Origin of the sequence: Rhodopseudomonas pentothenatexigens (assembly GCF_900218015.1) — a bacterium.
GTDB classification, from domain to species: domain Bacteria; phylum Pseudomonadota; class Alphaproteobacteria; order Rhizobiales; family Xanthobacteraceae; genus Rhodopseudomonas; species Rhodopseudomonas pentothenatexigens.
The window spans coordinates 17,433-39,796 of sequence record NZ_UFQQ01000029.1 but is presented as its reverse complement, the minus strand read 5'-3'; the positions used below and the strand labels follow the sequence as shown (position 1 = coordinate 39,796).

The following is a 22,364-nucleotide window of genomic DNA, read 5'->3' as shown; positions in this document are numbered from 1 at the left end:
GCCGGAATCGGTCGACGAGAATATAATCAGAAGAAGCCCTCGGGCCGCTCTCTGTGCAGTGCAGGTTCATGCAGCGCGCCGCCAAGACTCTCCCAATGGTCTCTGATCTCGCCGCCGACAAGGCTGCGGCGCTGAAGCTCGTTCCGGTATCCCCGAAGCTCGAAGCGCGGCTCGACGCCTATGTGGCGCTGCTGCAGCAATGGCAGGCTAAGACCAATCTGGTCGCGCCATCGACGCTGCCGCAGCTCTGGACCCGGCATGTCGCGGATTCCTTGCAGCTCGTCGGCCTGGCACCCGACGCGCGGCGGTGGCTCGACTTCGGCTCGGGTGGCGGCTTCCCGGGCGTGGTACTGGCCTGCGCGATGGCCGATGCCGGCGGGCATGTCACCTTGGTGGAGCGGATCGCCAAGAAGGCGGCGTTTCTGCGCGAGGCGCTGCGTGTCGCCGGCGCGCCGGGCACAGTGATGCTGGCGGACATCGGGGATAACGTGGATAGATTCCCACAGGCGCTCGATTGCATCACCGCACGCGCAGTCGCTCCGCTACACCAGCTGATCGGTTTCGCTCACCCGTTGATGACCCCTGGAACCACCAAGGCGCTGTTCCTGAAGGGTCAAGATGTAGAGGCCGAATTGACGGAAGCTACTAAATATTGGAACATCCAACCTAAGCTGCATGCCAGCGTGACCGGTGGCCAGGGCTGGATCGTCGAGATCGACCACATCGAACGACGCACGTAACCGCCACAACCAGCCGAAGAACCCGCCATGACCGTAATTGACGAGATATATCAAGGTGATAGGGCTTCCGAGCCCGGGCGTCCGCGTATCATCGCGCTCGCCAACCAGAAGGGCGGGGTCGGCAAGACCACCACCGCGATCAATCTCGGCACGGCGCTGGCCGCGATCGGCGAGCGGGTGCTGATCGTCGATCTCGACCCGCAGGGCAACGCTTCGACCGGGCTCGGCATCGACCGCCGCGACCGCAACACTTCGACCTACGACGTGCTGGCGGGCGAAGCACCGCTGCGCGATGCGGTGGTCGCCACCGCGGTGCCGCGGCTGCACATCGCCGCCTCGACGATGGATCTGTCCGGCCTCGAGCTCGAGCTCGGCCACCGCAGCGACCGTGCGTTCCGGCTGCGCGACGCGATCGGCGTGCTCAACAAGGACATCGATCCGCCGCTCGACTACACCTACGTGCTGATCGACTGCCCGCCGTCGCTGAACCTCTTGACCGTCAACGCGATGGCGGCGGCGGATGCGATCCTGGTGCCGCTGCAGTGCGAGTTCTTCGCGCTCGAAGGTCTGTCGCAACTGCTGCAGACCGTCGAGCAGGTCCGTGCCAACCTCAACCCAAGCCTGACGATCCACGGCATCGTGCTGACGATGTTCGACAGCCGCAACAATCTGTCGAGTCAGGTCGTCGCCGACGTCCGCCAGTTCATGGGCAAGAAGGTCTACGACACCATGATCCCGCGCAACGTCCGGATCTCGGAAGCGCCGAGCTACGGCAAGCCGGTGTTGGTGTACGATCTGAAATGCGTCGGCAGCGAAGCTTATCTGAAGCTCGCCACCGAAGTGATTCAGCGCGAGCGCGAACTCCGCACCACGCATTGAGGTGCGGGCAGCGGGCTACGGTGCTGCAGCCTGTCATTGCGAGCGCAGCGAAGCAATCCAGCGATACGCGACGAAGACTGGATTGCTTCGTCGGCTTCGCCTCCTCGCAATGACGACGACAGCTAACAATTTCGATTCTATCAGTGCGGAGTAGCGACGTGAATCCAAGGGAGCCGGCGATGGCCGATGAGCACCGTTCGCGACTGGGACGCGGCCTGGCGAGTCTGATCGGCGATGTCGGCGGTGAAGCGACGCAGGCCGAACGGCCGCGGGCGCAGCGCAAGGTGCCGATCGAATTCATCAAGGCCAATCCGCGCAATCCGCGCCGCACCTTCACCGATGCCGAACTCGGTGAACTGTCCGACTCGATCAAGCAGCATGGCGTGATCCAGCCGATCGTGGTCCGTCCGGTGAAGGGCAGCGCCGATCGCTACGAGATCATCGCCGGCGAGCGTCGCTGGCGCGCGGCGCAGCGCGCCGGCCTGCACGAAGTGCCGATCGTGCCGGTCGATGTTTCGGATGCGCTCGCACTCGAGATCGCGATCGTCGAGAACGTGCAGCGCGAGGATCTCAATCCGCTGGAAGAGGCGCAGGGCTATCAGGCGCTGGCGGCCGAGTTCAAACGCAGTCAGGAGGAGATCGCCAAGATCGTCGGCAAGAGCCGCAGCCACGTCGCCAACATGATGCGGCTGATCAAGCTGCCCGACGACGTCAAGGCATTGATCGCCTCGGGCGAGCTCACCGCCGGCCACGCCCGCGCCCTGATCGGTCTGCCCGATCCGTCGGCGATCGCCAAGCGGATCGTCGCCGAAGGTCTCAACGTCCGGCAGACCGAGGCGCTCGCCCATGAAGAGGGTGTGCCGGAGCGCAAGCCGCAGAAGCCGCGCGCTGCCGCGAGCGTGAAATCGGCGAAGGACGCCGACACCCTGGCGCTCGAGAAACGCCTGAGCGACGCGCTCGGCATGAAGGTGACGATCGACGATCACGACGGCGCCGGCGCGGTCCAGATCCGCTACGCCGATCTCGATCAGCTCGACGACATCATCCGACGGCTAGAGGCGGGCGGTTAGTTCGCGTTGTTCGTTGACTCCTGAGGCGACGGTCTCTGGTTCGTCATTCCGGGGCGCGCAGCGTAGCTGCGCGAGCCCGGAATCCACAACCACTACCGTCAATGATTCGTCGTCCACCGCCGTGCGCTCTCACGAGCGCCGGGCGTATGGATTCCGAGTTCGCCGCTGCGCGGCGCCCCGGAATGACGAACGAGAGCGGTCTCGTGTGGCCAGCCGGGTGGGCTTCGCTGCGCTCAGCACTACGGATGATACCAACTAGAGCAGTTCTGTTTTTGATAGAATCAGAGTTGATCGGCACCGCCTGCCACACGCACAACCTCATGGTGAGAAGGCGCGTAGCGCCGTCTCGAACCATGTGACGCAGGGAACGCGTTACCCCATCCTTCGAGACGCCCGGCTTCGCCGGGCTCCTCAGGATGAGGACTCAGTGCCTTCGGAAACGTCGGATCGTTTCAATCAGACGATGAACCGCTCTAACCCCGTCGCCTTGCGCTCACTGCGATCGACAAGAGCGTGCGCTGGGCGATCGCGGCGCCGAGTGTGGCCTGACGGCGGGTTTCGAGGGCGGCGCCGGCGAGCTGCTCGATGATCTGCGCCAGCCGCGCCGCCGAGAGGTTGCGCAGCGCGGTTTCGGCTGCGGCCTTGCGGGAGAAATGCAGCCGCGGGAATCCGGAATCGAGCACCATCGCGGCCGGCGCGCCGCCTTCGACCGCGAGGCTGGTCTTGTGCAGAAACGCCGCGTGGCGCTGCGCCGCCAGGATGATCTGGCCCGGATAGGTGCCGGCCACCATGGCCTTGGCGAATTCGGTCTCGACCACGACGGGCTTGCCGGAGAACGCCGCATCGACAATCGCGTCGAGCTTCAGGTCGGACGCGTCGGACACGCAAGTGATCACGTCGTCGAGCGTGACTTCGCCCTTGCCGTGAGCGTACAGCGCCAGCTTGCGCAGCTCGTTGCGCGAGGCCTGGCGGTCGCCGCCGAGCAGCGTGGTCAGCACGGCCTTCGCGTCCTTGCCGATCTGCAGATTGGATCCGCGCAATTCGTCGTCGATCAGCCGGGCGATATCGGCTTCGGCGTCCGGATAGCAGCCGATCGCGACCGCGCCGGTGGTCGCTTTCTCGCACGCTTTGCGCAGCGCATTGTCCGGCTTGATGTCGCCGGCTTCGATCACCACCCGGCATTCCTTGGGCGGGGAGGCGATCAAGGCTTCGACGCCGGCGACGAAGCTGCGCGAGCCGGCGCGGACCCGGATGGCGCGCCGGCCGCCGAACATCGGAATGGCGAGGGCTTCGTCGACCAGCCGCGACGGCTCCGCGGCGAGTTCGTCGCCGTCGAGCCGCACCAGGGCGAACGGGTCTTTTGGATCGTCGAGCGAAGCGGCGATCAGCGCATCGGCGCGTTCGCGCACGAGGCCCGCATCGGGACCGTACAGCAGCACGATCGGCCGGCCCGGATCGGGGCGGGCCAGAAACGAAACAGCGTCTTTGCCGCGCAGCGCAACCATTCCTCAGCGCTCACGCCGAATGTGAAACGACACCGCTCGCCCGCCGCGATCGCGGCTCACATGCCGGCGTAGAAGAACGAGGCCAGCCGGGTGTTGATGTTCTCGGCGATCTCCTGCACGGCGCGGTCTTCCGCATCGCGGCCGGCGCGGGTGCGGGCAAAGCGCTGCGATTGGCCGGGCACGTCGTACTCGACGCGGGAGAAGGTGTTGCCGGTCGTCACGATCTTGCCGGTGGCGATGTCCTTGAGCTGGTAGCTGGCGTCGATCGCGTAGTTCTCGATCGTCGGAAGCTGCGTGCTGGGATCGACGATCAGCGACGACCGCGAAGTCGTGAGCGAGATCTTCAGCGTATACAGCGGCGGCGCCCCGGTGGCGCTGCCGTACAACTTGAACATCAGCTTGTTGCGCAGCTCGACACCGAGCCGGGAGTTGCGCGAGCCGTTCGGAATGTCGAGCGGCGGCACTTCGATGGCGCTGAGCTTGTCGCGCAGCGTCGGCGAGCCGTCGCCGCGGTCGGCGTACATCGGTTGGAAGCAGCCAGCGACCGGCGCCGCCAATGCGACGGCCAGCGCGAGCCGGACGACGAACTTCTTGAGCTCCGCGGGCTTAGCCGACGACATTCACGATCCTCTGCGGAACCACGATCACCTTGCGCACGGGCTTGTCGCCCAGGGCCTGTTTTACCGCATCGAGCGCCAAAACGGCAGCCTCAATTTCGCCGGTCGGGGCGTCGCGGGGCACCGTCACCTCGCCGCGCTTCTTGCCGTTGACCTGAACTGGCAGGGTGATGCTGTCCTCGACCAAGAGATCCGGCTCGATCTGCGGCCACAGCGCCTCGGAGACCAGGCCGGTCTGGCCGAGCACCGCCCAGCATTCCTCGGCGAGGTGCGGCATCATCGGGTGGAAGAGCTGCACCAGGATCACGGTCGATTCGCGAATCGCCCAGGCGAGATCGGGAGAGGGCGTCTGTGCGCGGGCCAGAACGTCGCCGAGGGTATTCGAGAACTCTCGGATATGCGCCAAGCTGACGTTGAAGGCGAGCCGTTCGATGCCCGACAGCACCTTGTCGAGCGCGCCATGCGCGGCTTTGCGCAACGCGACCGCCTCGGCGCCGAAGCTCGCCGGCCGTTCGGCCGGCGCCGCGGCGGCGATCGGGGCGGCATCGTTCACCATTCGCCACAGCCGCTGCACGAAGCGCGACGCGCCCTTGACGCCTTCCTCGCTCCAGATCACGTCGCGGTCCGGCGGCGAATCCGACAGCATGAACCAGCGCGCGGTGTCGGCGCCGTAGGTCCCGATGATGTCGTCGGGATCGACGGTGTTGCGCTTGGACTTCGACATCTTCTCGATCGGGCCGATCTCGACCGGGCCGCCGCCATCGATCAACGTGGCGCGGCGCTGATCGCCGTCGACGGTGATTGCCACTTCGGCGGGCGACGCGTAGTGGCCGTCGGCCTTGCGATAGGTCTCGTGCACCACCATGCCCTGCGTGAACAGGCCGGCGAACGGCTCGTCATGCTTGATGTCGATGTGACCGGTCGCCTTCATGGCGCGGGTGAAGAACCGGCTGTACAGCAGATGCAGGATCGCGTGCTCGACGCCGCCGATATACTGATCGACCGGCATCATCCGGTTGACGACGTCGGGCGTGGTCGGCGCCTCGGTGTTCCACGGATCGGTGAAGCGCGCGAAGTACCAGGACGAATCCACGAAGGTGTCCATGGTGTCGGTTTCGCGCACCGCCTTGCCGCCGCATTGCGGGCAGGTGACGTGCTTCCAGGTCGGGTGATGGTCGAGCGCATTGCCCGGCTTGTCGAACGACACGTCCTCCGGCAGCACCACCGGCAGGTCGGCGTCCGGCACCGGCACCACGTCGCAGGTCGGGCAGTGGATGATCGGGATCGGGCAACCCCAATAGCGCTGACGTGAGATACCCCAGTCGCGCAGGCGGAAGTTGACCTTGCGCTCGCCGACCGGCGCGCCGGCAAGCTGCGCGGTCTCCAGCCGCCTGGCGACTTCTTCCTTCGCCTCGGCGATCGTCTTGCCGTCGAGGAAGCGGGAATTGATCAGGCGGCCGTCGCCATCATAGGCGGTATCGGTGATGACGAAGCTCGCCGGGTCCTGGCCCTCGGGGCAGACCACCGGTGTGTTGCCGAGCTGGTACTTGTTGACGAAGTCGAGGTCGCGCTGGTCGTGCGCCGGGCAGCCGAAGATCGCGCCGGTGCCGTATTCCATCAGCACGAAGTTGGCGACGTAGACCGGCAGCTTCCAGCTCGGATCGAACGGATGCACGGCGCGGATGCCGGTGTCGATGCCCTGCTTCTCAGCGGTGTCGATCTCGGCCTGCGCGGTGCCGCGCTTCTTGCAGTCCTCGATGAACGCCGCGACCTTGGGGTCCTTCGCGGCGGCCGCCTGCGCCAGCGGGTGATCGGCCGCGATCGCCATGAACTTGGCGCCGAACAGCGTGTCCGGGCGGGTGGTGAAGATCTTCAGTTCGGTCTCGCCGGCCGGCGTGGTCGCCGCATCGAGCGCGAACCGCACCATCAAGCCTTCGGAGCGGCCGATCCAGTTGCGCTGCATCAGCCGCACCTTGTCGGGCCAGCGATCCAGCGTATCCAGCGCGTCGAGCAGTTCCTGGGCGTATTTGGTGATCTTGAACACCCACTGGTTCATCTCGCGCAGCTCGACCACGGCGCCCGAGCGCCAGCCGCGGCCGTCGATCACCTGCTCATTGGCCAGCACGGTCATGTCGACCGGGTCCCAGTTCAGCTTGCGCTTCTCGCGCTCGACCAGCCCGACTTTGAGGAAGTCGAGAAACATCTTCTGCTGGTGCTTGTAGTAGGACGGGTCGCAGGTCGCGAATTCACGCGCCCAGTCCAGCGACAGCCCCATGGTCTGGAGCTGCTTCTTCATCGCCGCGATGTTATCGTAGGTCCACGCCTTCGGGGCGACCTTGCGTTCGATCGCCGCATTCTCGGCCGGCAGACCGAACGCGTCCCACCCCATCGGGTGCAGCACGTTGTAGCCGCGCGCCCGCATCGTCCGCGCCACCACGTCGCCCATGGTGTAGTTGCGGACGTGGCCCATGTGGATCCGCCCCGAGGGGTACGGGAACATCTCCAGCACGTAATACTTCTTGCGCAGGTCGTCGTTGCGGGTGGCGAAGATCTTCGCTTCGTCCCATTTCGCCTGCCATGTCGGCTCGGATTCGCGGGCGTTGTATCGTTCGTTGCTCATGAGATCAGGATTCGACAGATCAGAAGACGGCCGGCCGGTTCGAGCGCGGATCATCAGGGCGGACAACAAGGCGCGGCCGAGGTCGCCAACCGGTGCGGGGGCTCGGGTCAAATCGCGCGCGAAGCGCGCGGACTAGGCCACGAAACAAGGTGTCGGGTCAATGGGATGGCGCAAGCCGGGAGGCCGGCTGCAAGGCCCGTCGGCGGTCAGCTCGCCATGGCCACCGGGCCGTCATCGGCCCGGGTGAAGCCGTGCTCGACCACGTTGTTGCGCCCGCGATGTTTGGCCGCGTACAGCGCGGCGTCGGCCGCTTCGACCAGCTCGGCCGGTGAGGCCTGCTCGCTCGGCAGCGTACAGGCGACCCCGATGCTGACGGTGACGTGCTCGAAAGCGCTGGTCCGGTGCGGCAGCGCGAGCTGCTCGATGGTGGCCCGCACCAGTTCGCCGACCTGAATCGCCCGGGCGGGCCCGGTATCCGGCAGCAGCAGGCAGAACTCCTCGCCGCCGTAGCGCGCCGCGAAACCGCCGGTCTGGTCGGCGACCGCCGCCAGCGTCTCGCCGATCCGGCTCAGGCAGGCGTCGCCTTCGGGATGGCCGTAGGAATCGTTGAACAGCTTGAAGTGGTCGACATCGATCATCATCAGCGCCAGACGGTGGCCGGTCTGCTGGCCCTTCATCCATTCGAATTCGAGCCGGCTCTGGAAGCCGCGGCGGTTGGCGAGGCCCGAGAGCAGGTCCATCGACGCCATCACGCTGAGCCGGCTGTTGCTGGCGACCAGCTCGCGCTCGCGCTGACCAAGCTGGGCGGCCATCGCGTTGAAGGCCCGGGCCAGCGGCACGAATTCCGACGGTATCTTTTTCTTGGCCACCCGCGCCGACCAGTCGCCAGCGGCGAATTTGTTGGCCACGGCCGTCAGCACCGAAATCGGCTGCACGATCAGCCGTTCGGCGGCGATCAGGGCGCCGAGCAGGACGAACAGGCAGACCAGCGCGAGCTGCAGATAGGCGGTGCGGATGTCGTGATTGATACCGGCCGAGACCTTGTTTTCGTCGACCGTGACCACCAGCCGGGCGCTGGTTCCGGGAATCCGGTTGATGGTCAGCAGCCGGCCGGTGGCATCGCGCATGGTGGTGGTGTCGCGGCCCTGCGGCCCTTCGGCCAGAGCCGGCAACAGCGCCAGGCGTTCGAGCTTCTTGCCGACAAGGCTGCGTTCGTCCGGCGGCGTCGCCAGCACGGTGCCTTCGCCGTCGATCAGCGCCGCACTGACACCTGGCCGTCCGGCCAGATTGCTCATCATGTCGGACAGCCAGTCGAGATTCATGCCGGCGACGATCACCGCCTCCTCGCCGGTGTCGATCGCCGATACCGGATAGGCGGCCAGGATGGTGCCCTTCTGGGTCTGCCGCCCGACCAGGAAGTCGCTGACGACGAAATCGTGCGTTTCCATAGCCTTGCGGAAATAGCCGCGATCGCTGATATCGACCCCGACGAACATCGAGGATGTCGAGCAGCGCACGATCCCGTCCGGACCGGCGACCATCAGCATCCGGATCGAGGGCAGATCGACGCGCAGGCTGGCGCGCAGGATGCTGCAGCTCCGCCCGGCCTGGGCGGCGGCGGCATGCACATAGGCGGCGGATTTGAGCACCGCCTCGACCGACGAAATCACCTCGCGTTCGGCATCGGCGGTGCGCTGCGCCAGCGTCGACAGCTCGTTGGCCATCGCGGCGAGCTGGGCGGTGCGCGTCTGCTCGAGCAGCCGCACCCGATCCAGCATCAGCGGACACACCAGAATCAGCGCCAGCACCACCAGCCTGGCCCGGATGCCAAGCATGGCTCTGAGCTTGGCTTTCTTGCGGACGATTGCGATGCGTGACATCGTTGCCCCCTCAGCCCCGCAATGATCCTAGGTGGAAGGCTTCAAGAAGCCTTTCCTCGATTCTTTACAATTTGAGCGAAACACCAACCGTGAGCGAACCCGCCGCCTTGATCGCGCCGTCCCATCCGCTTTCTTCCCGCCGCGCAGCCTGGTCGGGAGCGCCGCCGCGATGAGCGCCGCCGACAATCTGGCCGCGGTCGAAGCGGACATCACACGCGCCTGCCAGGATGCGCGTCGCCCGCGCAATTCGGTGACGCTGATTGCGGTGTCGAAGACGTTCGAGGCCGACGCGATTCGCCCGGTTCTCTCGGCCGGCCAGCGGGTATTCGGGGAAAATCGCGTCCAGGAAGCCAAGGGCAAATGGCCGGCACTGGTTGACGAGTATCCTGGCACCGAACTGCACCTGATCGGACCGCTGCAATCCAACAAGGCCAAGGACGCGGTGACGCTGTTCGACGCGATCCATTCGGTGGATCGCGACAGCCTGTGCGAGGCGCTCGGCAAGGTGCTGCCGCAGGCCGGCCGCACCGTCGATCTGTTCGTGCAGATCAATACCGGCGAGGAGCCGCAGAAGGCCGGCATCGCCCCGCAGGACGCCGACGCCTTTCTGGTCGCCTGCCGCGAGCGCTGGGGGCTGACGATCTGCGGACTGATGTGCATCCCGCCGGTCGATGAAGCGCCGGCGCCGCATTTCGCGCTGTGCGCCAAGATCGCCAAGCGCAACGGCCTGTCGAAACTGTCGATGGGCATGAGCGCCGATTTCGCCACCGCGATCGCCTTCGGCGCCACCCATGTGCGGGTGGGCTCGGCGATCTTCGGGCATCGGTAGGGCGGCTGCCGCGCGATCTCATTCTTTGCCGTCACCACCCGCGAAAGCGGGTGGTCCAGTATTGCAGTGCGCTGCTGACCAACCCCGACGCTGTGGACTACTGGTTCGCCCGCCTGCGCGGGCGATGACGGTCACGGAGCAATGCTCCGCGCAATCACTCCAGCACCGCTGCCGATGGGACCAATCTACCCGATCACGATCTTTGTCGTCGGCCCGAGCCGCGCCAGCAGGCGCGTGAGGTTCGGCCGGGTCATCGCCACGCAGCCGGCGGTCGGGCCGAAATTGTCGCGGGCCAGATGCAGAAACACCGCGCTGCCGCGGCCGGCGATCCGCGGCCGGGTGTTGTGGTCGATCTCGACGATCAGGTCGTAGAGGTGATCGTCCCGCATCAGCCGGTCGCCTTCCCCGGCCGGCGACCGCCGGATCGGGCGGTTGTAGTGCCGGCTCTGCGGGTCTTCGCACCAGGCATCGTCGGGACCGATGATCCGAACCGGCAGCGATGTGCGCGGCCGCGGCCCGCGGTCGGGTCGCCACCACAATCGCAGCGGGCGAAACGTGCCGCGCGGGGTGCCGCCGTCGCCTTCGCGCTTGTTCGCAAGGATGCCGCCACGGCCGAGCGACACCGGGATCGGATGCCCGCCCGCGATCAGCCAGCCGCGGCTGCGCCGGCCGGCGGCCGCGCGAACCTCCAGTCTCGCCAGCGGTTGCGGCGATCTGCGCGAAGTTGTTGGTCTGGTTATCTTTTTCATGAGTCCGGAAAGCCTGCGCCCAGCATCATGGCGGCAAATTTGGGCGGCCGCAGTTAAATTCCGCGGAATCGCTCCCTATCTGCTGATCTGCGATACAATCGCGCGTGATTTGCGTGCGCGTCCCTGATCAGACCGCGCCGCCAGACGACGGAAGGACAGCGCCCATGCCGAACGCCCGCAAGATCCTGATCGTGGACGACGACAACGATCTGCGCGACGCGCTGGTCGAGCAGCTGTCGCTGCACGAGGAGTTCGAGGCGTCTGCGGTCGATACCGGCGCCAAAGGTGTGCAGACCGCGAAAGCGCTGTCACCGGATCTGGTGCTGATGGATGTCGGCCTGCCCGACACCGATGGTCGCGAGGTGGTGCGGTCGCTGCGCAAAGGCGGCTTCAAGGCGCCGATCATCATGCTGACCGGCCACGACACCGATTCCGACACCATTCTGGGTCTCGAAAGCGGTGCCAACGACTACGTCGCCAAGCCGTTCCGCTTCGCCGTGCTGCTGGCGCGAATTCGCGCCCAGCTTCGCCAGCACGAAGCCAGCGAGGATGCGGTGTTCGCGGTCGGGCCGTATTCGTTCCGTCCGGGTTCGAAGATGCTGACCGGCGCCAACGCCAAGAAGGTGCGGCTGACCGAGAAGGAGACCGCGATCCTGCGCTTCCTGTACCGCGCCGGACAGGCGCCGGTGTCGCGTGAGACGCTGCTGCAGGAAGTGTGGGGCTACAATTCCGGCGTCACCACCCACACCCTCGAAACCCATATTTACCGGCTCCGCCAAAAGATCGAGCGCGACGCGGCGAATCCGGAGATTCTGGTCACCGAGGCCGGTGGCTACAAACTCGTGCCGTGATACCAATACGGGACCGATTCACCCGTTGTCCGGTCCCGCATGTCGATCGAAGATGATGTTGCTCTGCTCGCGCGCGTCCCGACGCTGCGGCTGCTCGGCGAGCAGGCGCTGCGCATGCTGGCGATCGGCTCGGAACAGCGCGATTTTGCCCGCGGCGATGTGATGTTCAACGCCGGTGAGCCGGCCGATGCCGGTTACGTGGTGCAGCGCGGCTCGTTTCAGATCACCATGGAGGATGGCGGTTTTCACGAGACGGTGGCGCGGCCGGGCGATCTGATCGGCGAGCTGGCGCTGGTGATGCCGATGCGGCGACCGTCGACCGCGGTTGCGCTGGAATACTCCTCGGCGGTCCGGATCGCCCGCAGCCTGTTTCAGCGGGTGCTCGAAAGCGATCCGGTCGCGGCGCGCCGGCTGCGTGACGAATTCGCCGCCCGCACCAGCCAAGTGGCCCATGATATCATCATGGTCGGCAGCAAATTGAGCTCGTAGTCACAGCTCCATCGTCATCGTCACCGGGACGTGGTCGCTCGGCCGCTCCCAGCTTCGCGCGTCACGCAGGATCTTGAAGTCGATGACGCGGTTCTTCAGCGCTTCCGACACCCAGATGTGGTCGAGCCGACGGCCGCGGTCGCCGACGGTCCAATCTGCAGCCCGATAGCTCCACCACGTATAGACCTTCTGATCGAGCGGGATGCGATCGCGTGCGACGTCGACCCAGTTGCCGGCGCGCAGCACCGCGAGCAGCTTCTCGCATTCGACCGGGGTGTGCGACACGACTTTCAGAAGCTGTTTGTGCGACCAGACGTCGTGTTCGTGCGGCGCGACGTTGAGGTCGCCGACCAGGATGTGCCGCTGATCGCCGGATGGATGCAGCGGCTCGCACGCCTTCATCTCGTCGAGAAACGACAGCTTGTGCCTGAACTTCGGATTGACCTCGGGATCCGGAATGTCACCGCCGGCCGGAACGTAGAAATTGTGCAGCACCAGCGGCGGCGCGTTCTCGTCGGTCTTCACCGAAACCGAGATGTGGCGGCTGTCGATGATATCGCAGAACGTTCGAATGTCGGTGGCGACAAACGGCAGTTTCGAGACCACTGCGACGCCGTGGTAGCCCTTCTGTCCGTTCAGCGCGATGTGCTCGTAGCCGAGCCGCTTGAACCGCTTCAGCGGAAACGCGTCGTCCGGACATTTGGTCTCCTGCAGGCACAGGATGTCGGGACGCTGGGCTTTGAGGAATTTCGCCACCAGATCGATGCGCAGCCGTACCGAGTTGATGTTCCAGGTGGAGAGCGTGAGGCGCATGGGAGCTCGGTCGCAGGAAGGCAGGACGGCACCGACAGACGTCCGATGCATCCTTGTTGCGCGGCATGGGTTCGGACGCAAGCCGATGGTGTGAACAACCGGCCAGGGATTCGGGCCGCGTTCGCACCCAGCGTCATGCGCGGGCTCGGCCGGCGCATCCACCGTCCGCGCAGCGGACCATTGCGAAGGCCCGACGGACGTCTCTAGCCCGGCGGGGTCTGATAATTGGTGTAGTCGATCTTGAACATCGACGGATCAGGACGCTTGGTGGTGTCGAGATTGTACACCGCCACGGTGGTGTCGTAGCCCTGCGGATCGGTGACGGTCCATTGCTTGAGCTGACCGTCCTTGGCGCCGAACATCAGCAGCAAGCGGCTGGTGCCGATGATGGCGTTCTTCTCTTCGATGATGATGTTGGAATACAGATCGTCCGAGGTGATGCTGACCACATTGGTGTCGCGCAAAAGATCGATCCGGTCGCTGAGCAGATAGCGCAGCGGCGTCTGGGACAGCGGATAGACGTCCTGGGTCGCCAGCTTGCGGTCGCGGACCACCACCGACTGGCCGTCGGCGATCATCGATACCGGACTGGGCTCGTCGTACTCGAACCGCACCTTTCCAGGCTTCATGATGTAGAAGTCGCCGGTCAGCTTGCTGCCGTCCGGCCCGACCTGAACGAACTGGCCGACCAGCGTCTGCAGCGACGACAGATAGGCGCTGACCTTGGCGGCCTCGGCCTTCTGGGCGGCATCGAAAGTGGTGAAGATCGAGGCCGGCACATTGCGCCGCGGGTCGGGAATCACCGGCTCGGGTGGCGTCGTCAGCCTGGCGACCGGCTGCTGCTGCGGAGCTTGCGGGGCGCGTTGTTTCGGCTCGGCCGCGCTGAGCTGCAGCGCGCGGGTCGACGGCTTTGCGGCTGGTGCCGGCTCGGCCTTCGCTGGCAGTGCCGTGGTGCCGACGAACGCCGCCGCAGCGGCGGCCACGCAGAGCTGCCAAAGCCCGGTTTCGGTCGCCCGGCTTGCCGTCAAGTCGTTGAACTGTCTGATCAAGCTCATGTCCTGTACGGCCCCGGCGACATCGCCGCGGGGGCCGTCTGCCGCTACAGGGGCGCTGTGGCGATTTCGCGACCCCGCACCGGCTCCCCGCATGCCCCTGATCCTCCGCCTCAAAAGTTGGAATCCTCTTCCGCCACCAGGATCTCACGCTTGCCGGCGTGGTTGGCCTGACCGACGATGCCTTCGAGCTCCATGCGCTCCATCAGCGAGGCGGCGCGGTTGTAGCCGATCTGCAGCCGCCGCTGAATATAGCTGGTCGAGGCCTTGCGGTCGCGTTTGACGATCGCCACCGCCTGCGCGAACAGATCGCCGCCGCCGTCTCCGCCCATGCCGGTGGCGTCGAACACTGCGCCGTCTTCCTCGCTCGGCTCCTCGGCGGTGACCGCCTCGAGATATTCGGGCGCGCCCTGCGCCTTGAGATGCTTGACGACCTTCTCGACCTCTTCGTCGGACACGAACGGACCGTGGACGCGGCTGATCCGGCCGCCGCCCGCCATGTAGAGCATGTCGCCCTGGCCGAGCAGCTGCTCGGCGCCCATCTCGCCCAGGATGGTGCGGCTGTCGATCTTCGACGTCACCTGGAAGGAGATGCGGGTCGGGAAGTTGGCCTTGATGGTGCCGGTGATGACATCGACCGACGGGCGCTGCGTGGCGAGAATCACGTGCAGGCCGGCGGCGCGTGCCATCTGGGCGAGACGCTGCACCGCACCTTCGATGTCCTTGCCGGCGACCATCATCAGGTCGGCCATCTCGTCGACGATGATGACGATGTAGGGCAGCGGCTCAAGGTCGAGCTTCTCTTCCTCGTAGATCGCCTTGCCGCTCTCTTTGTCGAAGCCGGTATGCACCGTACGGGTCAGCTCTTCGCCCTTGGCTTTGGCTTCGCCGAGGCGGGTGTTGTAGCCGTCGATGTTGCGGACGCCGAGCTTGGCCATGCGCTTGTAGCGCTCTTCCATCTCGCGCACTGCCCACTTCAGCGCCACGACCGCCTTCTTCGGATCGGTGACGACCGGCGTCAGCAGATGCGGGATGCCGTCATAGACGGAGAGTTCGAGCATCTTCGGGTCGACCATGATCAGCCGGCACTGATCCGGCCGCAGCCGGTACACCAGGCTGAGGATCATGGTGTTGATCGCGACCGATTTACCCGAGCCGGTGGTACCTGCGATCAAAAGATGCGGCATGCGGGCGAGGTCGACGATGATGGACTCGCCGCCGATGTTCTTGCCGAGGCACAGCGGCAATTTGTGCACCGTCTCGTTGGCATCCTTCACGCTGAGCAGTTCGCGTAAGTAAACCTTCTCGCGATGGGCATTGGGCAGTTCGATGCCGATCGCGTTGCGGCCGGGCACCACGGCGACGCGCGCCGACAGCGCGCTCATCGAGCGGGCGATGTCGTCGGAGAGGCCGATCACGCGCGACGATTTGATGCCGGGCGCCGGCTCCAGCTCGTACAGCGTGACCACCGGGCCGGGGCTCGCCTTGATGATCTCGCCACGGACGCCGAAGTCCTGCAGCACGCCTTCCAGTGCGCGCGAATTGGCTTCGAGCTCTGATTTGCTGAGCGGCTGCCGGTCCGATGCTTTCGGCGCGGACAGCACGTTGACCGAGGGCAGGTCGAACCGCGCCTTCTTGGCGACCGGCTTGGGCGCCGCCTTCTTGCGCGGCGCGCGGGCGACCGGAGGGGCTTCCTCCTCGTCGTCCTCGTCTTCGATCTCGTCGGCCGATTCGGGTTCGAAATCGTCGTGATGATCGGCTTCCGGGGCGATCGGCGGCGCGACGCGGCCGCCGATTCGCGGCTCCTGCCGTTCGAAAGCCTGCTTGCCGCCGGCCGGCGCACTGCTGACAAGGCTCCGGTAAGACAGCTTCATCAGCCGCCACAGCCTCGCTTTGGCGCTCAGGACTGCGTGCACCAGCCAGCCGAGCGACACCGAGCCACGGTCGGATTCGTCTTCGTCTTCGAGCGGCAGATCCTCGTCGGACGGCACCTCGTCGGGTTCGCGCTCGCGGGACCCGAAGCCGCCGGCGATCAGGAACGTCGCCAGCACCGCCGCACCGAGAATGAAGCTGAGGATGATGCGGAAGATCACGCCAGGGCCGAACACCAGCGATGGCGCCCGCACCAGGGCGTCGCCGACCACGCCGCCGAGCCCGGTCGGCAGCGGCCAGGCGGTGTCGTGCGGAAACGACGAGGCGAAGCCGGCCGCGAAGATCGTGCACAGGATCCAGGCGCCCATCCGCAGCGCTGTGCGGTCGAACGGCCGGTGGTTGAGCATCCGCCAGCCCCACACCGCGACCGGCATCAACAGGCCGATTGCACCGAGGCCGAGGATCTGCATCGCCAGATCGGCCCCGATGGCGCCCGGGTAGCCCAGCAGATTGTGAATGCGCCGCGACGTCGCGTGGCTGAGACTGGGGTCCTGCACCGACCAGGTGGCGAGCGCCGCCGCCGCTACCGCGGCGACCGTGATCAGGCCGAGTCCGCCAAGTTCGCGCAGCCGCCTTGCCAGCACTTCGCGCACCGAGAGCGGCAGGTGTCCGACCAGGGGGAAGGCTCGTTCGATCGCCGGCATGCTCATGGGGCCCTGCGCATCATCCGAGGATCCGCACCAGGCGATGCAGCGCCTCTGCGGTGGTTTCGCTGTCCTGAACCATCGCGACCCGGATGTAACCGGTGCCCGGATTGCTGCCATCGCTCTGCGGCCGCGCCAGATAGCTTCCCGGCACCACGCGCACGCCGCCATCCCTGAACAGTTTCACAGTGGCAGCTTCGTCGCCGCCATGGGCGGACACGTCGAGCCACAGACAGAAGCCGCCGGCCGGCCGTCGATAGCCATAGTGGGCGCCGAGAATCTGATCGGCGAGATCGAATTTCAGCCGGTACAGCCGACGGTTCTCCTCGACATGAGCCTCGTCGGCATAGGCCGCGACCGCGACATGCTGCAGCGGGATCGGCACCTGCGGCGCCGCGACGTTGCGCAGCTCGTGATAGGCTTTGAGAAAGCCCGCATCGCCGGCGACGAAGCCGACCCGCATGCCGGGCAGATTGGAGCGCTTCGACAGCGATTGAAACACGACGACGTTGCGGAAGTCGGGACCTGCGGCCTGCAGCGCGCTGCCGGGCGCGACCTGGGTGTAGATCTCCGAGTAGCACTCGTCGCTGAGGATGATGAACTCATAGCGGTCAGCGAGCTGCTTCAGCCGCACGAAGTAATCGCGCGATGCCACCGAGCCTTGCGGGTTCGCGGGTGACGCCAGATAGATCGCCACGGTACGCTTCAGCGTCGCCTCATCGAGACTGTCGAGATCCGGCAGGAAACCATTGTCCAGCGTGGTCGGCAGGAACACCGCCTCGCAGCCGGCGGCGCGGGCGCCCGCCGCATAGGCCGGGTAGAACGGATTGGGCATCAGGATCGCCGGCGTGCCGTCGCGCTTCGGCACGTAGCGCGCGGCTGCGATCGCGGCGAGGAACAGGCCCTCGCGGCTGCCGTTCAACACCAGCAGTTCGGTTTCGGGGTCGGGTGCGCGACCCAACGCGAACCGTTTCGTCAGCCAGGACGACGCGGCTTTGCGGAACGGCTCGATGCCTTTGGCAAGTGGATAGCGGCCGAACTCCGCCGTGTGCTGCGCCAGCACCGCGCCGACGAAATCCGGCACCGGATGTTGCGGTTCCCCGACCGACAGATTGATCAGGCTTTGGCCCGGCCGATACGGCGCCAGCAGTTCGGTCAGCCGCGCAAACGGCGAGCGCTCGCTCTGCCCGGTAGCGTCGACGCTGCCGGCCGCACGCGCCGGTGAGGTGGAAGCGGACAAAGCCATTTGAATTACGCCAGTTTTCACCGCGCCCGATCGGCAAGGTGGATCGAGCGGAAACAGATCAGCCACCATAGATACGGCGAGGTTAAGACGCGATTAACCATCGACGGTTGCGGGCGGCGTGCCTAGATTGTGGTGGTGCCTCGCGAACAGGCGGAGGTCGGAATGGCGAGTAGAATCACGGGCGAAGGCCAAGTGACAATCCCGCAGGACATCCTCGAAACGCTCGGGGTCGGTCCAGGCGGTGAGGTCGATTTCAAGCGGGCCGCGAATGGTCGTGTTGTCGTTGAAAAGGCCCATCCGTCGCGCCCCGAGAATAACTGGGACAAAGCAAGGGGCTCGGCCGATGCCGGGTTGTCGAGCGACGAACTGCTGAAACTACTGCGCAGCGACGATTGAGCTGTGACGCTGATCGACTCCAATGTGTTGATCGACTTCTTCACCGATGATCCGGTTTGGTCAGGATGGTCGCTGGTCAAATTGCGTGAGGCCGCGGGCCGAGGACCCTTGTTGATCAACGATGTGATCTTCGCGGAAGTGTCTGCCGGCTTTCAGAAATTGGAGACTGTCGAAGCCGGTCTAAAGACTCTCGGAGTTCAGACTGTGCCGATTCCGCGGGAGGCGTTGTTTCTCGCGGGGAAGGCATTTGTCCAGTACCGTCGCGTAGGCGGAGTCAGGACTGGTGTGTTGCCGGATTTCTTTATCGGAGCGCATGCCGCGAACGCGCAGTTGCCGCTGTTGACGCGTGATACCAGCCACTACCGATCGTACTTTCCCACTGTCGAGCTGATCGTACCCGACGGCTGCTGACGCCCTCGCGTTCGCCCGCCGCTTCCATTGCGCCATAAAGAAAGGGGTCCCAGCTTGCGCTGAGACCCCTCGACGGTTCGGGCATCGCCGGGTATCTGCCCGAACCGTAGGTCTGGGCGCGGCGGTCAGGAGAACGCCGCGCCCTCGGGAGAACTTACATGTTGTAAGCGCGCTCGGTGTGCTCGACGAGATCGAGGCCTTCGCGCTCGACTTCGACCGGGGCACGCAGGCCGACGATCACGTCGACGACCTTGAACAGGATCGCCGAACCGATACCGGAGAGCAGCAGCGTGGTGCCGACGCCCCAGCTCTGCGAGATCATCTGGTTGGCGAAGTCGTACTCGCCGACCTTGCCGAGGGTGTAGTCGTACACGCCGGTGCCGCCGAGAGCCGGGTTCACCAGGATGCCGGTGCCGAGCGCGCCTATGATGCCGCCGACGCCGTGGACGCCGAACACGTCGAGCGAGTCGTCGTAGCCCAGCGCGTTCTTGATCACGGTGCAGAACAGCAGGCAGACCACGCCGGCGACGAGGCCGAGCACGATCGCGCCCATCGGACCGGAGAAGCCGGCGGCCGGAGTGACAGCAACCAGACCGGCGATCGCACCCGAAAGCGCGCCGAGCACCGAGGGATGACCCTTGAAGATCCACTCGGCGAACATCCAGGCCAGCGCCGCCGCCGCGGTCGCGACGAAGGTGTTGGTCATGGCGAGCGCGGCGCCGCCGGAGGCTTCGAGGTTCGAACCGGCGTTGAAGCCGAACCAGCCGACCCACAGCAGCGAGGCGCCGATCATGGTCATGGTCAGCGAGTGCGGAGCCATCAGCTCACGGCCGTAGCCGGTGCGCTTGCCGATCAGCAGGGCGCCGACCAGACCGGTGATGCCGGCGTTGATGTGCACCACGGTGCCGCCGGCGAAGTCGAGCGCGCCCTTCTTGAACAGGAAGCCGCCGTCCGCCATGACTTCGTCGAGCTTGGCCTGCGCCGCAGCCTTGGCGGCATCGTCGGTCGCGGCAGCGAGCGCCTTGGCGGCGTCGTTGACCGCATCCGGGCCGGCCCAGTACCAGACCATGTGCGCCATCGGCAGGTAGATCAGGGTGATCCACAGCGGGATGAACAGCGCCACCGCGGCGAAGCGGGTGCGTTCGGCAAAGGCGCCGACGATCAGCGCCGGGGTGATGGCGCAGAACGTCATCTGGAAGCAGACGAAGATCAGCTCGGTGATGTTGGCGTCGACCGAGAAGGTCGCGCCCATCGAGTCGGTGGTGATGCCCGACAGGAACGCCTTGGAGAAGCCGCCGATGAACTCCGAACCGCCGGTGAAGGCGAGGCTGTAGCCGTACAGCGCCCAGATGATGCAGGCGACGCACACGGTGTAGAATACCTGCGCCAGCACCGACAGCATGTTCTTGGAGCGGACCAGACCGCCGTAGAACAGCGCCAGACCGGGGATGGTCATCAACAGCACCAAAATCGTCGAGGTCATCATCCAGGCGTTGTCGCCCTTGTTGACGGTCGGCGCTGCGAAGGCGGCGGTCGTCGCGAACGTGCCGGCGACGAGCACGGCCAATCCCGCGCCGTAGGGACGTTTGAACGTCATTGGTTGTCTCCTGAGTGAAGCAATAAGGGTGAGCGGATCAGAGGGCGGCCGCGTCGGCCTCGCCGGTGCGGATGCGCACCGCGTGGTCGAGGCCGAGGACGAAGATCTTGCCGTCGCCGATCTGGCCGGTCTTGGCGGCGCTGGTGATCGCCTCGATGGTCTTTTCGACCTGCTCGTTGGCGATTGCGACCTCGATCTTGATCTTGGGCAGGAAGCTCACCGCGTATTCGGCTCCGCGGTAGATTTCGGTGTGGCCTTTCTGCCGGCCGTATCCCTTGACTTCCGTCACCGTCAAACCGTGAACGCCGATGGCGGTCAGGGCGTCACGGACTTCTTCGAGTTTGAATGGCTTAATGATCGCCATAACAATTTTCATGGGTCCTATCCCCGCTAGGTCCCGGCCGAACTGGCCGGAGAATGATCTCGACTGAAATTCCCCACGCGGAGAGCATCACTACGCGGGCACAGCCGGCCCGTTAGAATCAAATGCCGTGCCAGTCGGGCGGAGCTTTGAAATCGTTGGGGATTCGGGGTCATTTTCGCTGCGCGGCACTAAGACACCGGCTGCGCTATTCGGTCGCGCCCAACAGGTGGGCATGCCTGATCAAGAATCAGGCATGCCAGGATGCAGACTCAATCGCTGCCCATCGGAAGGGCACAAAGCTCAGTCGAAAGTCGGACGCTGGCCTACTGAAGCGCCTCGCCGTGCTGCGAGATGTCCAGGCCTTCGATCTCGTGCTCGCGGGAGACGCGCAGCGCTACGAACAGGCTGACCAGCTTCAGCAGCACGTAGGTCGCCGCGGCGGACCAGACGAATGTCACCAAAATACCGGCGAGCTGGGTCAGCGGCTGCATCCACGAGCCCTCGATGGCGCCCGATACACCGCCGATCGAGGCGGTGGCGAAGATGCCGGCCAGGAAAGTTCCGGTCAGGCCGCCGATGCCGTGGACGCCGAACACGTCGAGCGAGTCATCGTACCGCAGCCGGTGCTTCAGCCAGATGCAGGCCCAATAGCAGACGAGGCCGGCAATCACCCCGATCACCACACCGTGCCACGGTTCGACATAGCCCGATGCCGGCGTAATGGTGCCGAGACCGGCGACCGCGCCCGAAATCATGCCGAGCACTGATGGTTTGCGCCGCGCCATCCATTCGATCGCGCCCCAGGTCAGCGCGCCCGAGCAGGCGGCGAGGTGAGTCGCCGTGATGGCGAACACCGCGCGGCTGTCCGCTGCCAGCGCCGAGCCACCGTTGAAGCCGAACCAGCCGACCCACAGCAGGCCGGTGCCGATCACCGCCAGCGACAGGTCGAACGGCGACAGGTTCTCGCTGCCGTAGCCGTGACGGCGGCCGATCACGATCGCGGCGACCAGACCACCGGTGCCGGCCGACAGATGCACGACGAGACCACCGGCAAAGTCCAGTACGCCGAGCCCGGCGAGGAACCCGCCACCCCAGATCCAATGCGCCAGCGGCACATAAACGAAGATGAACCAGCCAATCGAGAACAGCAGATAGGCGGAAAACCGCATCCGGTCGGCGACCGAGCCGGCGACCAGCGCCACGGTGATGACCGCGAAGGTCATCTGATAGAGCATGAACAGCGCTTCCGGGATGGTCTTGGCCGCCGGATTGACGCTGTCCATGGTCATGCCGACCAGGAAGACACGGTCGAGCGAGCCGATCAGGCTGCCGTTGCCGGTGAAGGCCAGCGAGTAACCGAATGCCACCCACAGCACCGAGATCAGCGCCACCGCGGCTAGGCTCTGAGCCATCGTCGCCAGCACGTTCTTCTTGCGCACCATGCCGGAGTAGAACAGCGCCAGACCGGGGATCGTCATCATCAGCACGAAGGCTGTGGCGACCGTCATCCAGGCGGTATCGGCAGGGCTGATGCCCGGGGCCGCTGCGGCCGCGGTCCCTTGCGCCAGGGCCGGCGTCGCGATGCTCCCAAGGCTGAGAGCTGCAAGGATGGAGCCCGTCGCGGCTGGCGCCGCGCGGCGTTGCAACACGATCATGGTGCCTGTCCTGAGAACTGTCGCG

Annotated in this window: 20 protein-coding genes; 8 read left to right on the top strand and 12 right to left on the bottom strand. The window is 65.7% G+C overall.

Going from position 1 to position 22,364, the window contains the following annotated elements; all coding sequences use genetic code 11:
* The first annotated feature begins 68 nt into the window (after positions 1-68).
* The 3 genes from rsmG to DWA33_RS21115 all read left to right on the top strand — a co-directional run bounded on the left by rsmG (position 69) and on the right by DWA33_RS21115 (position 2,689).
* Positions 69-740 (top strand): 16S rRNA (guanine(527)-N(7))-methyltransferase RsmG, encoded by a 672-nt coding sequence (gene rsmG, locus DWA33_RS21125; protein ID WP_114360481.1) that lies wholly within the window; start codon positions 69-71, stop codon positions 738-740.
* A gap of 27 nt (positions 741-767) precedes the next feature.
* Entirely contained in the window at positions 768-1,619 is an 852-nt protein-coding gene (locus DWA33_RS21120; protein WP_114360480.1) for a ParA family protein, read from the top strand.
* A 179-nt stretch (positions 1,620-1,798) separates the two neighbouring features.
* The gene (locus DWA33_RS21115) at positions 1,799-2,689 is read left to right on the top strand and encodes a ParB/RepB/Spo0J family partition protein (RefSeq protein WP_114360479.1); all 891 of its coding nucleotides are present in this window, start codon (positions 1,799-1,801) and stop codon (positions 2,687-2,689) included.
* 473 nt (positions 2,690-3,162) lie between these two features.
* Here the strand turns inward: DWA33_RS21115 and holA are convergent, their stop codons facing one another.
* The 4 genes from holA to DWA33_RS21095 form a co-directional block, all read right to left on the bottom strand.
* Positions 3,163-4,194 carry a DNA polymerase III subunit delta gene (gene holA, locus DWA33_RS21110; RefSeq protein ID WP_114360478.1) on the bottom strand — a complete coding sequence of 344 codons (1,032 nt, stop codon included), beginning with the start codon at positions 4,192-4,194 and terminating at the stop codon, positions 3,163-3,165.
* Between the two features lie 56 nt (positions 4,195-4,250).
* The gene (gene lptE, locus DWA33_RS21105; RefSeq protein WP_114360477.1) at positions 4,251-4,814 is read right to left on the bottom strand and encodes an LPS assembly lipoprotein LptE; all 564 of its coding nucleotides are present in this window, start codon (positions 4,812-4,814) and stop codon (positions 4,251-4,253) included.
* Positions 4,801-7,431: a leucine--tRNA ligase gene (gene leuS / locus DWA33_RS21100; protein WP_114360476.1), complete on the bottom strand. Its 2,631-nt coding sequence runs from the start codon at positions 7,429-7,431 to the stop codon at positions 4,801-4,803. Before leuS ends, lptE begins: the two co-directional genes overlap by 14 nt.
* Before the next feature lie 206 nt (positions 7,432-7,637).
* Positions 7,638-9,311: a diguanylate cyclase domain-containing protein gene (locus DWA33_RS21095; protein ID WP_114360475.1), complete on the bottom strand. Its 1,674-nt coding sequence runs from the start codon at positions 9,309-9,311 to the stop codon at positions 7,638-7,640.
* Between the two features lie 169 nt (positions 9,312-9,480).
* On the opposite strand from DWA33_RS21095, the gene DWA33_RS21090 reads away from it, so the two are divergent.
* Positions 9,481-10,140 carry a YggS family pyridoxal phosphate-dependent enzyme gene (locus tag DWA33_RS21090; RefSeq protein WP_114360474.1) on the top strand — a complete coding sequence of 220 codons (660 nt, stop codon included), beginning with the start codon at positions 9,481-9,483 and terminating at the stop codon, positions 10,138-10,140.
* Positions 10,141-10,325: 185 nt separating this feature from the next.
* Here DWA33_RS21090 and DWA33_RS21085 read toward each other — a convergent pair whose 3' ends face one another.
* Positions 10,326-10,889: a L,D-transpeptidase family protein gene (locus tag DWA33_RS21085; protein WP_114360473.1), complete on the bottom strand. Its 564-nt coding sequence runs from the start codon at positions 10,887-10,889 to the stop codon at positions 10,326-10,328.
* A gap of 164 nt (positions 10,890-11,053) precedes the next feature.
* Between DWA33_RS21085 and DWA33_RS21080 the strand changes: the two genes are divergently transcribed.
* Both DWA33_RS21080 and DWA33_RS21075 read left to right on the top strand, forming a co-directional pair.
* On the top strand, positions 11,054-11,740 hold the full coding sequence (locus DWA33_RS21080) for a response regulator transcription factor (protein ID WP_013500184.1): 687 nt from the start codon (positions 11,054-11,056) through the stop codon (positions 11,738-11,740).
* A gap of 39 nt (positions 11,741-11,779) precedes the next feature.
* A complete protein-coding gene (locus DWA33_RS21075; protein WP_114360472.1) occupies positions 11,780-12,229 on the top strand; it encodes a cyclic nucleotide-binding domain-containing protein in 450 nt (149 codons plus the stop codon).
* Here DWA33_RS21075 and DWA33_RS21070 read toward each other — a convergent pair whose 3' ends face one another.
* The 4 genes from DWA33_RS21070 to DWA33_RS21055 form a co-directional block, all read right to left on the bottom strand.
* Positions 12,230-13,042, bottom strand: a complete 813-nt coding sequence (locus DWA33_RS21070) for an exodeoxyribonuclease III (RefSeq protein WP_114360471.1) — start codon at positions 13,040-13,042, stop codon at positions 12,230-12,232.
* Positions 13,043-13,245: 203 nt separating this feature from the next.
* Positions 13,246-14,190 carry an outer membrane lipoprotein carrier protein LolA gene (locus tag DWA33_RS21065; protein ID WP_114360470.1) on the bottom strand — a complete coding sequence of 315 codons (945 nt, stop codon included), beginning with the start codon at positions 14,188-14,190 and terminating at the stop codon, positions 13,246-13,248.
* A 17-nt stretch (positions 14,191-14,207) separates the two neighbouring features.
* The gene (locus DWA33_RS21060) at positions 14,208-16,676 is read right to left on the bottom strand and encodes a DNA translocase FtsK (RefSeq protein ID WP_114360469.1); all 2,469 of its coding nucleotides are present in this window, start codon (positions 16,674-16,676) and stop codon (positions 14,208-14,210) included.
* A gap of 13 nt (positions 16,677-16,689) precedes the next feature.
* Positions 16,690-17,916, bottom strand: a complete 1,227-nt coding sequence (locus DWA33_RS21055; protein WP_114360468.1) for an aminotransferase class I/II-fold pyridoxal phosphate-dependent enzyme — start codon at positions 17,914-17,916, stop codon at positions 16,690-16,692.
* Positions 17,917-18,078: 162 nt separating this feature from the next.
* Here DWA33_RS21055 and DWA33_RS24975 point away from each other — a divergent pair, with 162 nt between their 5' ends.
* Both DWA33_RS24975 and DWA33_RS21045 read left to right on the top strand, forming a co-directional pair.
* The gene (locus DWA33_RS24975; protein WP_147270265.1) at positions 18,079-18,312 is read left to right on the top strand and encodes an AbrB/MazE/SpoVT family DNA-binding domain-containing protein; all 234 of its coding nucleotides are present in this window, start codon (positions 18,079-18,081) and stop codon (positions 18,310-18,312) included.
* Between the two features lie 3 nt (positions 18,313-18,315).
* Complete coding sequence (locus DWA33_RS21045) at positions 18,316-18,723, top strand: type II toxin-antitoxin system VapC family toxin (protein ID WP_114360466.1); 408 nt, start codon at positions 18,316-18,318, stop codon at positions 18,721-18,723.
* Positions 18,724-18,877: 154 nt separating this feature from the next.
* Here the strand turns inward: DWA33_RS21045 and DWA33_RS21040 are convergent, their stop codons facing one another.
* From DWA33_RS21040 to DWA33_RS21030, 3 genes are all read right to left on the bottom strand, one after another.
* Complete coding sequence (locus tag DWA33_RS21040) at positions 18,878-20,320, bottom strand: ammonium transporter (RefSeq protein WP_114360465.1); 1,443 nt, start codon at positions 20,318-20,320, stop codon at positions 18,878-18,880.
* 37 nt (positions 20,321-20,357) lie between these two features.
* Entirely contained in the window at positions 20,358-20,696 is a 339-nt protein-coding gene (locus DWA33_RS21035; RefSeq protein ID WP_013500194.1) for a P-II family nitrogen regulator, read from the bottom strand.
* A 311-nt stretch (positions 20,697-21,007) separates the two neighbouring features.
* Positions 21,008-22,339: an ammonium transporter gene (locus DWA33_RS21030; protein WP_114360464.1), complete on the bottom strand. Its 1,332-nt coding sequence runs from the start codon at positions 22,337-22,339 to the stop codon at positions 21,008-21,010.
* Positions 22,340-22,364 lie beyond the last annotated feature (25 nt).

Excerpts from the sequence above, each read along its gene's own strand:
- rsmG (WP_114360481.1), top strand. The coding sequence starts at position 69 with ATGCAGCGCGCCGCCAAGACTCTCCCAATGGTCTCTGATCTCGCCGCC.
- DWA33_RS21120 (WP_114360480.1), top strand. The coding sequence starts at position 768 with ATGACCGTAATTGACGAGATATATCAAGGTGATAGGGCTTCCGAGCCC.
- DWA33_RS21115 (WP_114360479.1), top strand. The coding sequence starts at position 1,799 with ATGGCCGATGAGCACCGTTCGCGACTGGGACGCGGCCTGGCGAGTCTG.
- holA (WP_114360478.1), bottom strand. The coding sequence starts at position 4,194 with ATGGTTGCGCTGCGCGGCAAAGACGCTGTTTCGTTTCTGGCCCGCCCC.
- lptE (WP_114360477.1), bottom strand. The coding sequence starts at position 4,814 with ATGTCGTCGGCTAAGCCCGCGGAGCTCAAGAAGTTCGTCGTCCGGCTC.
- leuS (WP_114360476.1), bottom strand. The coding sequence starts at position 7,431 with ATGAGCAACGAACGATACAACGCCCGCGAATCCGAGCCGACATGGCAG.
- DWA33_RS21095 (WP_114360475.1), bottom strand. The coding sequence starts at position 9,311 with ATGTCACGCATCGCAATCGTCCGCAAGAAAGCCAAGCTCAGAGCCATG.
- DWA33_RS21090 (WP_114360474.1), top strand. The coding sequence starts at position 9,481 with ATGAGCGCCGCCGACAATCTGGCCGCGGTCGAAGCGGACATCACACGC.
- DWA33_RS21085 (WP_114360473.1), bottom strand. The coding sequence starts at position 10,889 with ATGAAAAAGATAACCAGACCAACAACTTCGCGCAGATCGCCGCAACCG.
- DWA33_RS21080 (WP_013500184.1), top strand. The coding sequence starts at position 11,054 with ATGCCGAACGCCCGCAAGATCCTGATCGTGGACGACGACAACGATCTG.
- DWA33_RS21075 (WP_114360472.1), top strand. The coding sequence starts at position 11,780 with ATGTCGATCGAAGATGATGTTGCTCTGCTCGCGCGCGTCCCGACGCTG.
- DWA33_RS21070 (WP_114360471.1), bottom strand. The coding sequence starts at position 13,042 with ATGCGCCTCACGCTCTCCACCTGGAACATCAACTCGGTACGGCTGCGC.
- DWA33_RS21065 (WP_114360470.1), bottom strand. The coding sequence starts at position 14,190 with ATGCGGGGAGCCGGTGCGGGGTCGCGAAATCGCCACAGCGCCCCTGTA.
- DWA33_RS21060 (WP_114360469.1), bottom strand. The coding sequence starts at position 16,676 with ATGAGCATGCCGGCGATCGAACGAGCCTTCCCCCTGGTCGGACACCTG.
- DWA33_RS21055 (WP_114360468.1), bottom strand. The coding sequence starts at position 17,916 with ATGGCTTTGTCCGCTTCCACCTCACCGGCGCGTGCGGCCGGCAGCGTC.
- DWA33_RS24975 (WP_147270265.1), top strand. The coding sequence starts at position 18,079 with ATGGCGAGTAGAATCACGGGCGAAGGCCAAGTGACAATCCCGCAGGAC.
- DWA33_RS21040 (WP_114360465.1), bottom strand. The coding sequence starts at position 20,320 with ATGACGTTCAAACGTCCCTACGGCGCGGGATTGGCCGTGCTCGTCGCC.
- DWA33_RS21035 (WP_013500194.1), bottom strand. The coding sequence starts at position 20,696 with ATGAAAATTGTTATGGCGATCATTAAGCCATTCAAACTCGAAGAAGTC.
- DWA33_RS21030 (WP_114360464.1), bottom strand. The coding sequence starts at position 22,339 with ATGATCGTGTTGCAACGCCGCGCGGCGCCAGCCGCGACGGGCTCCATC.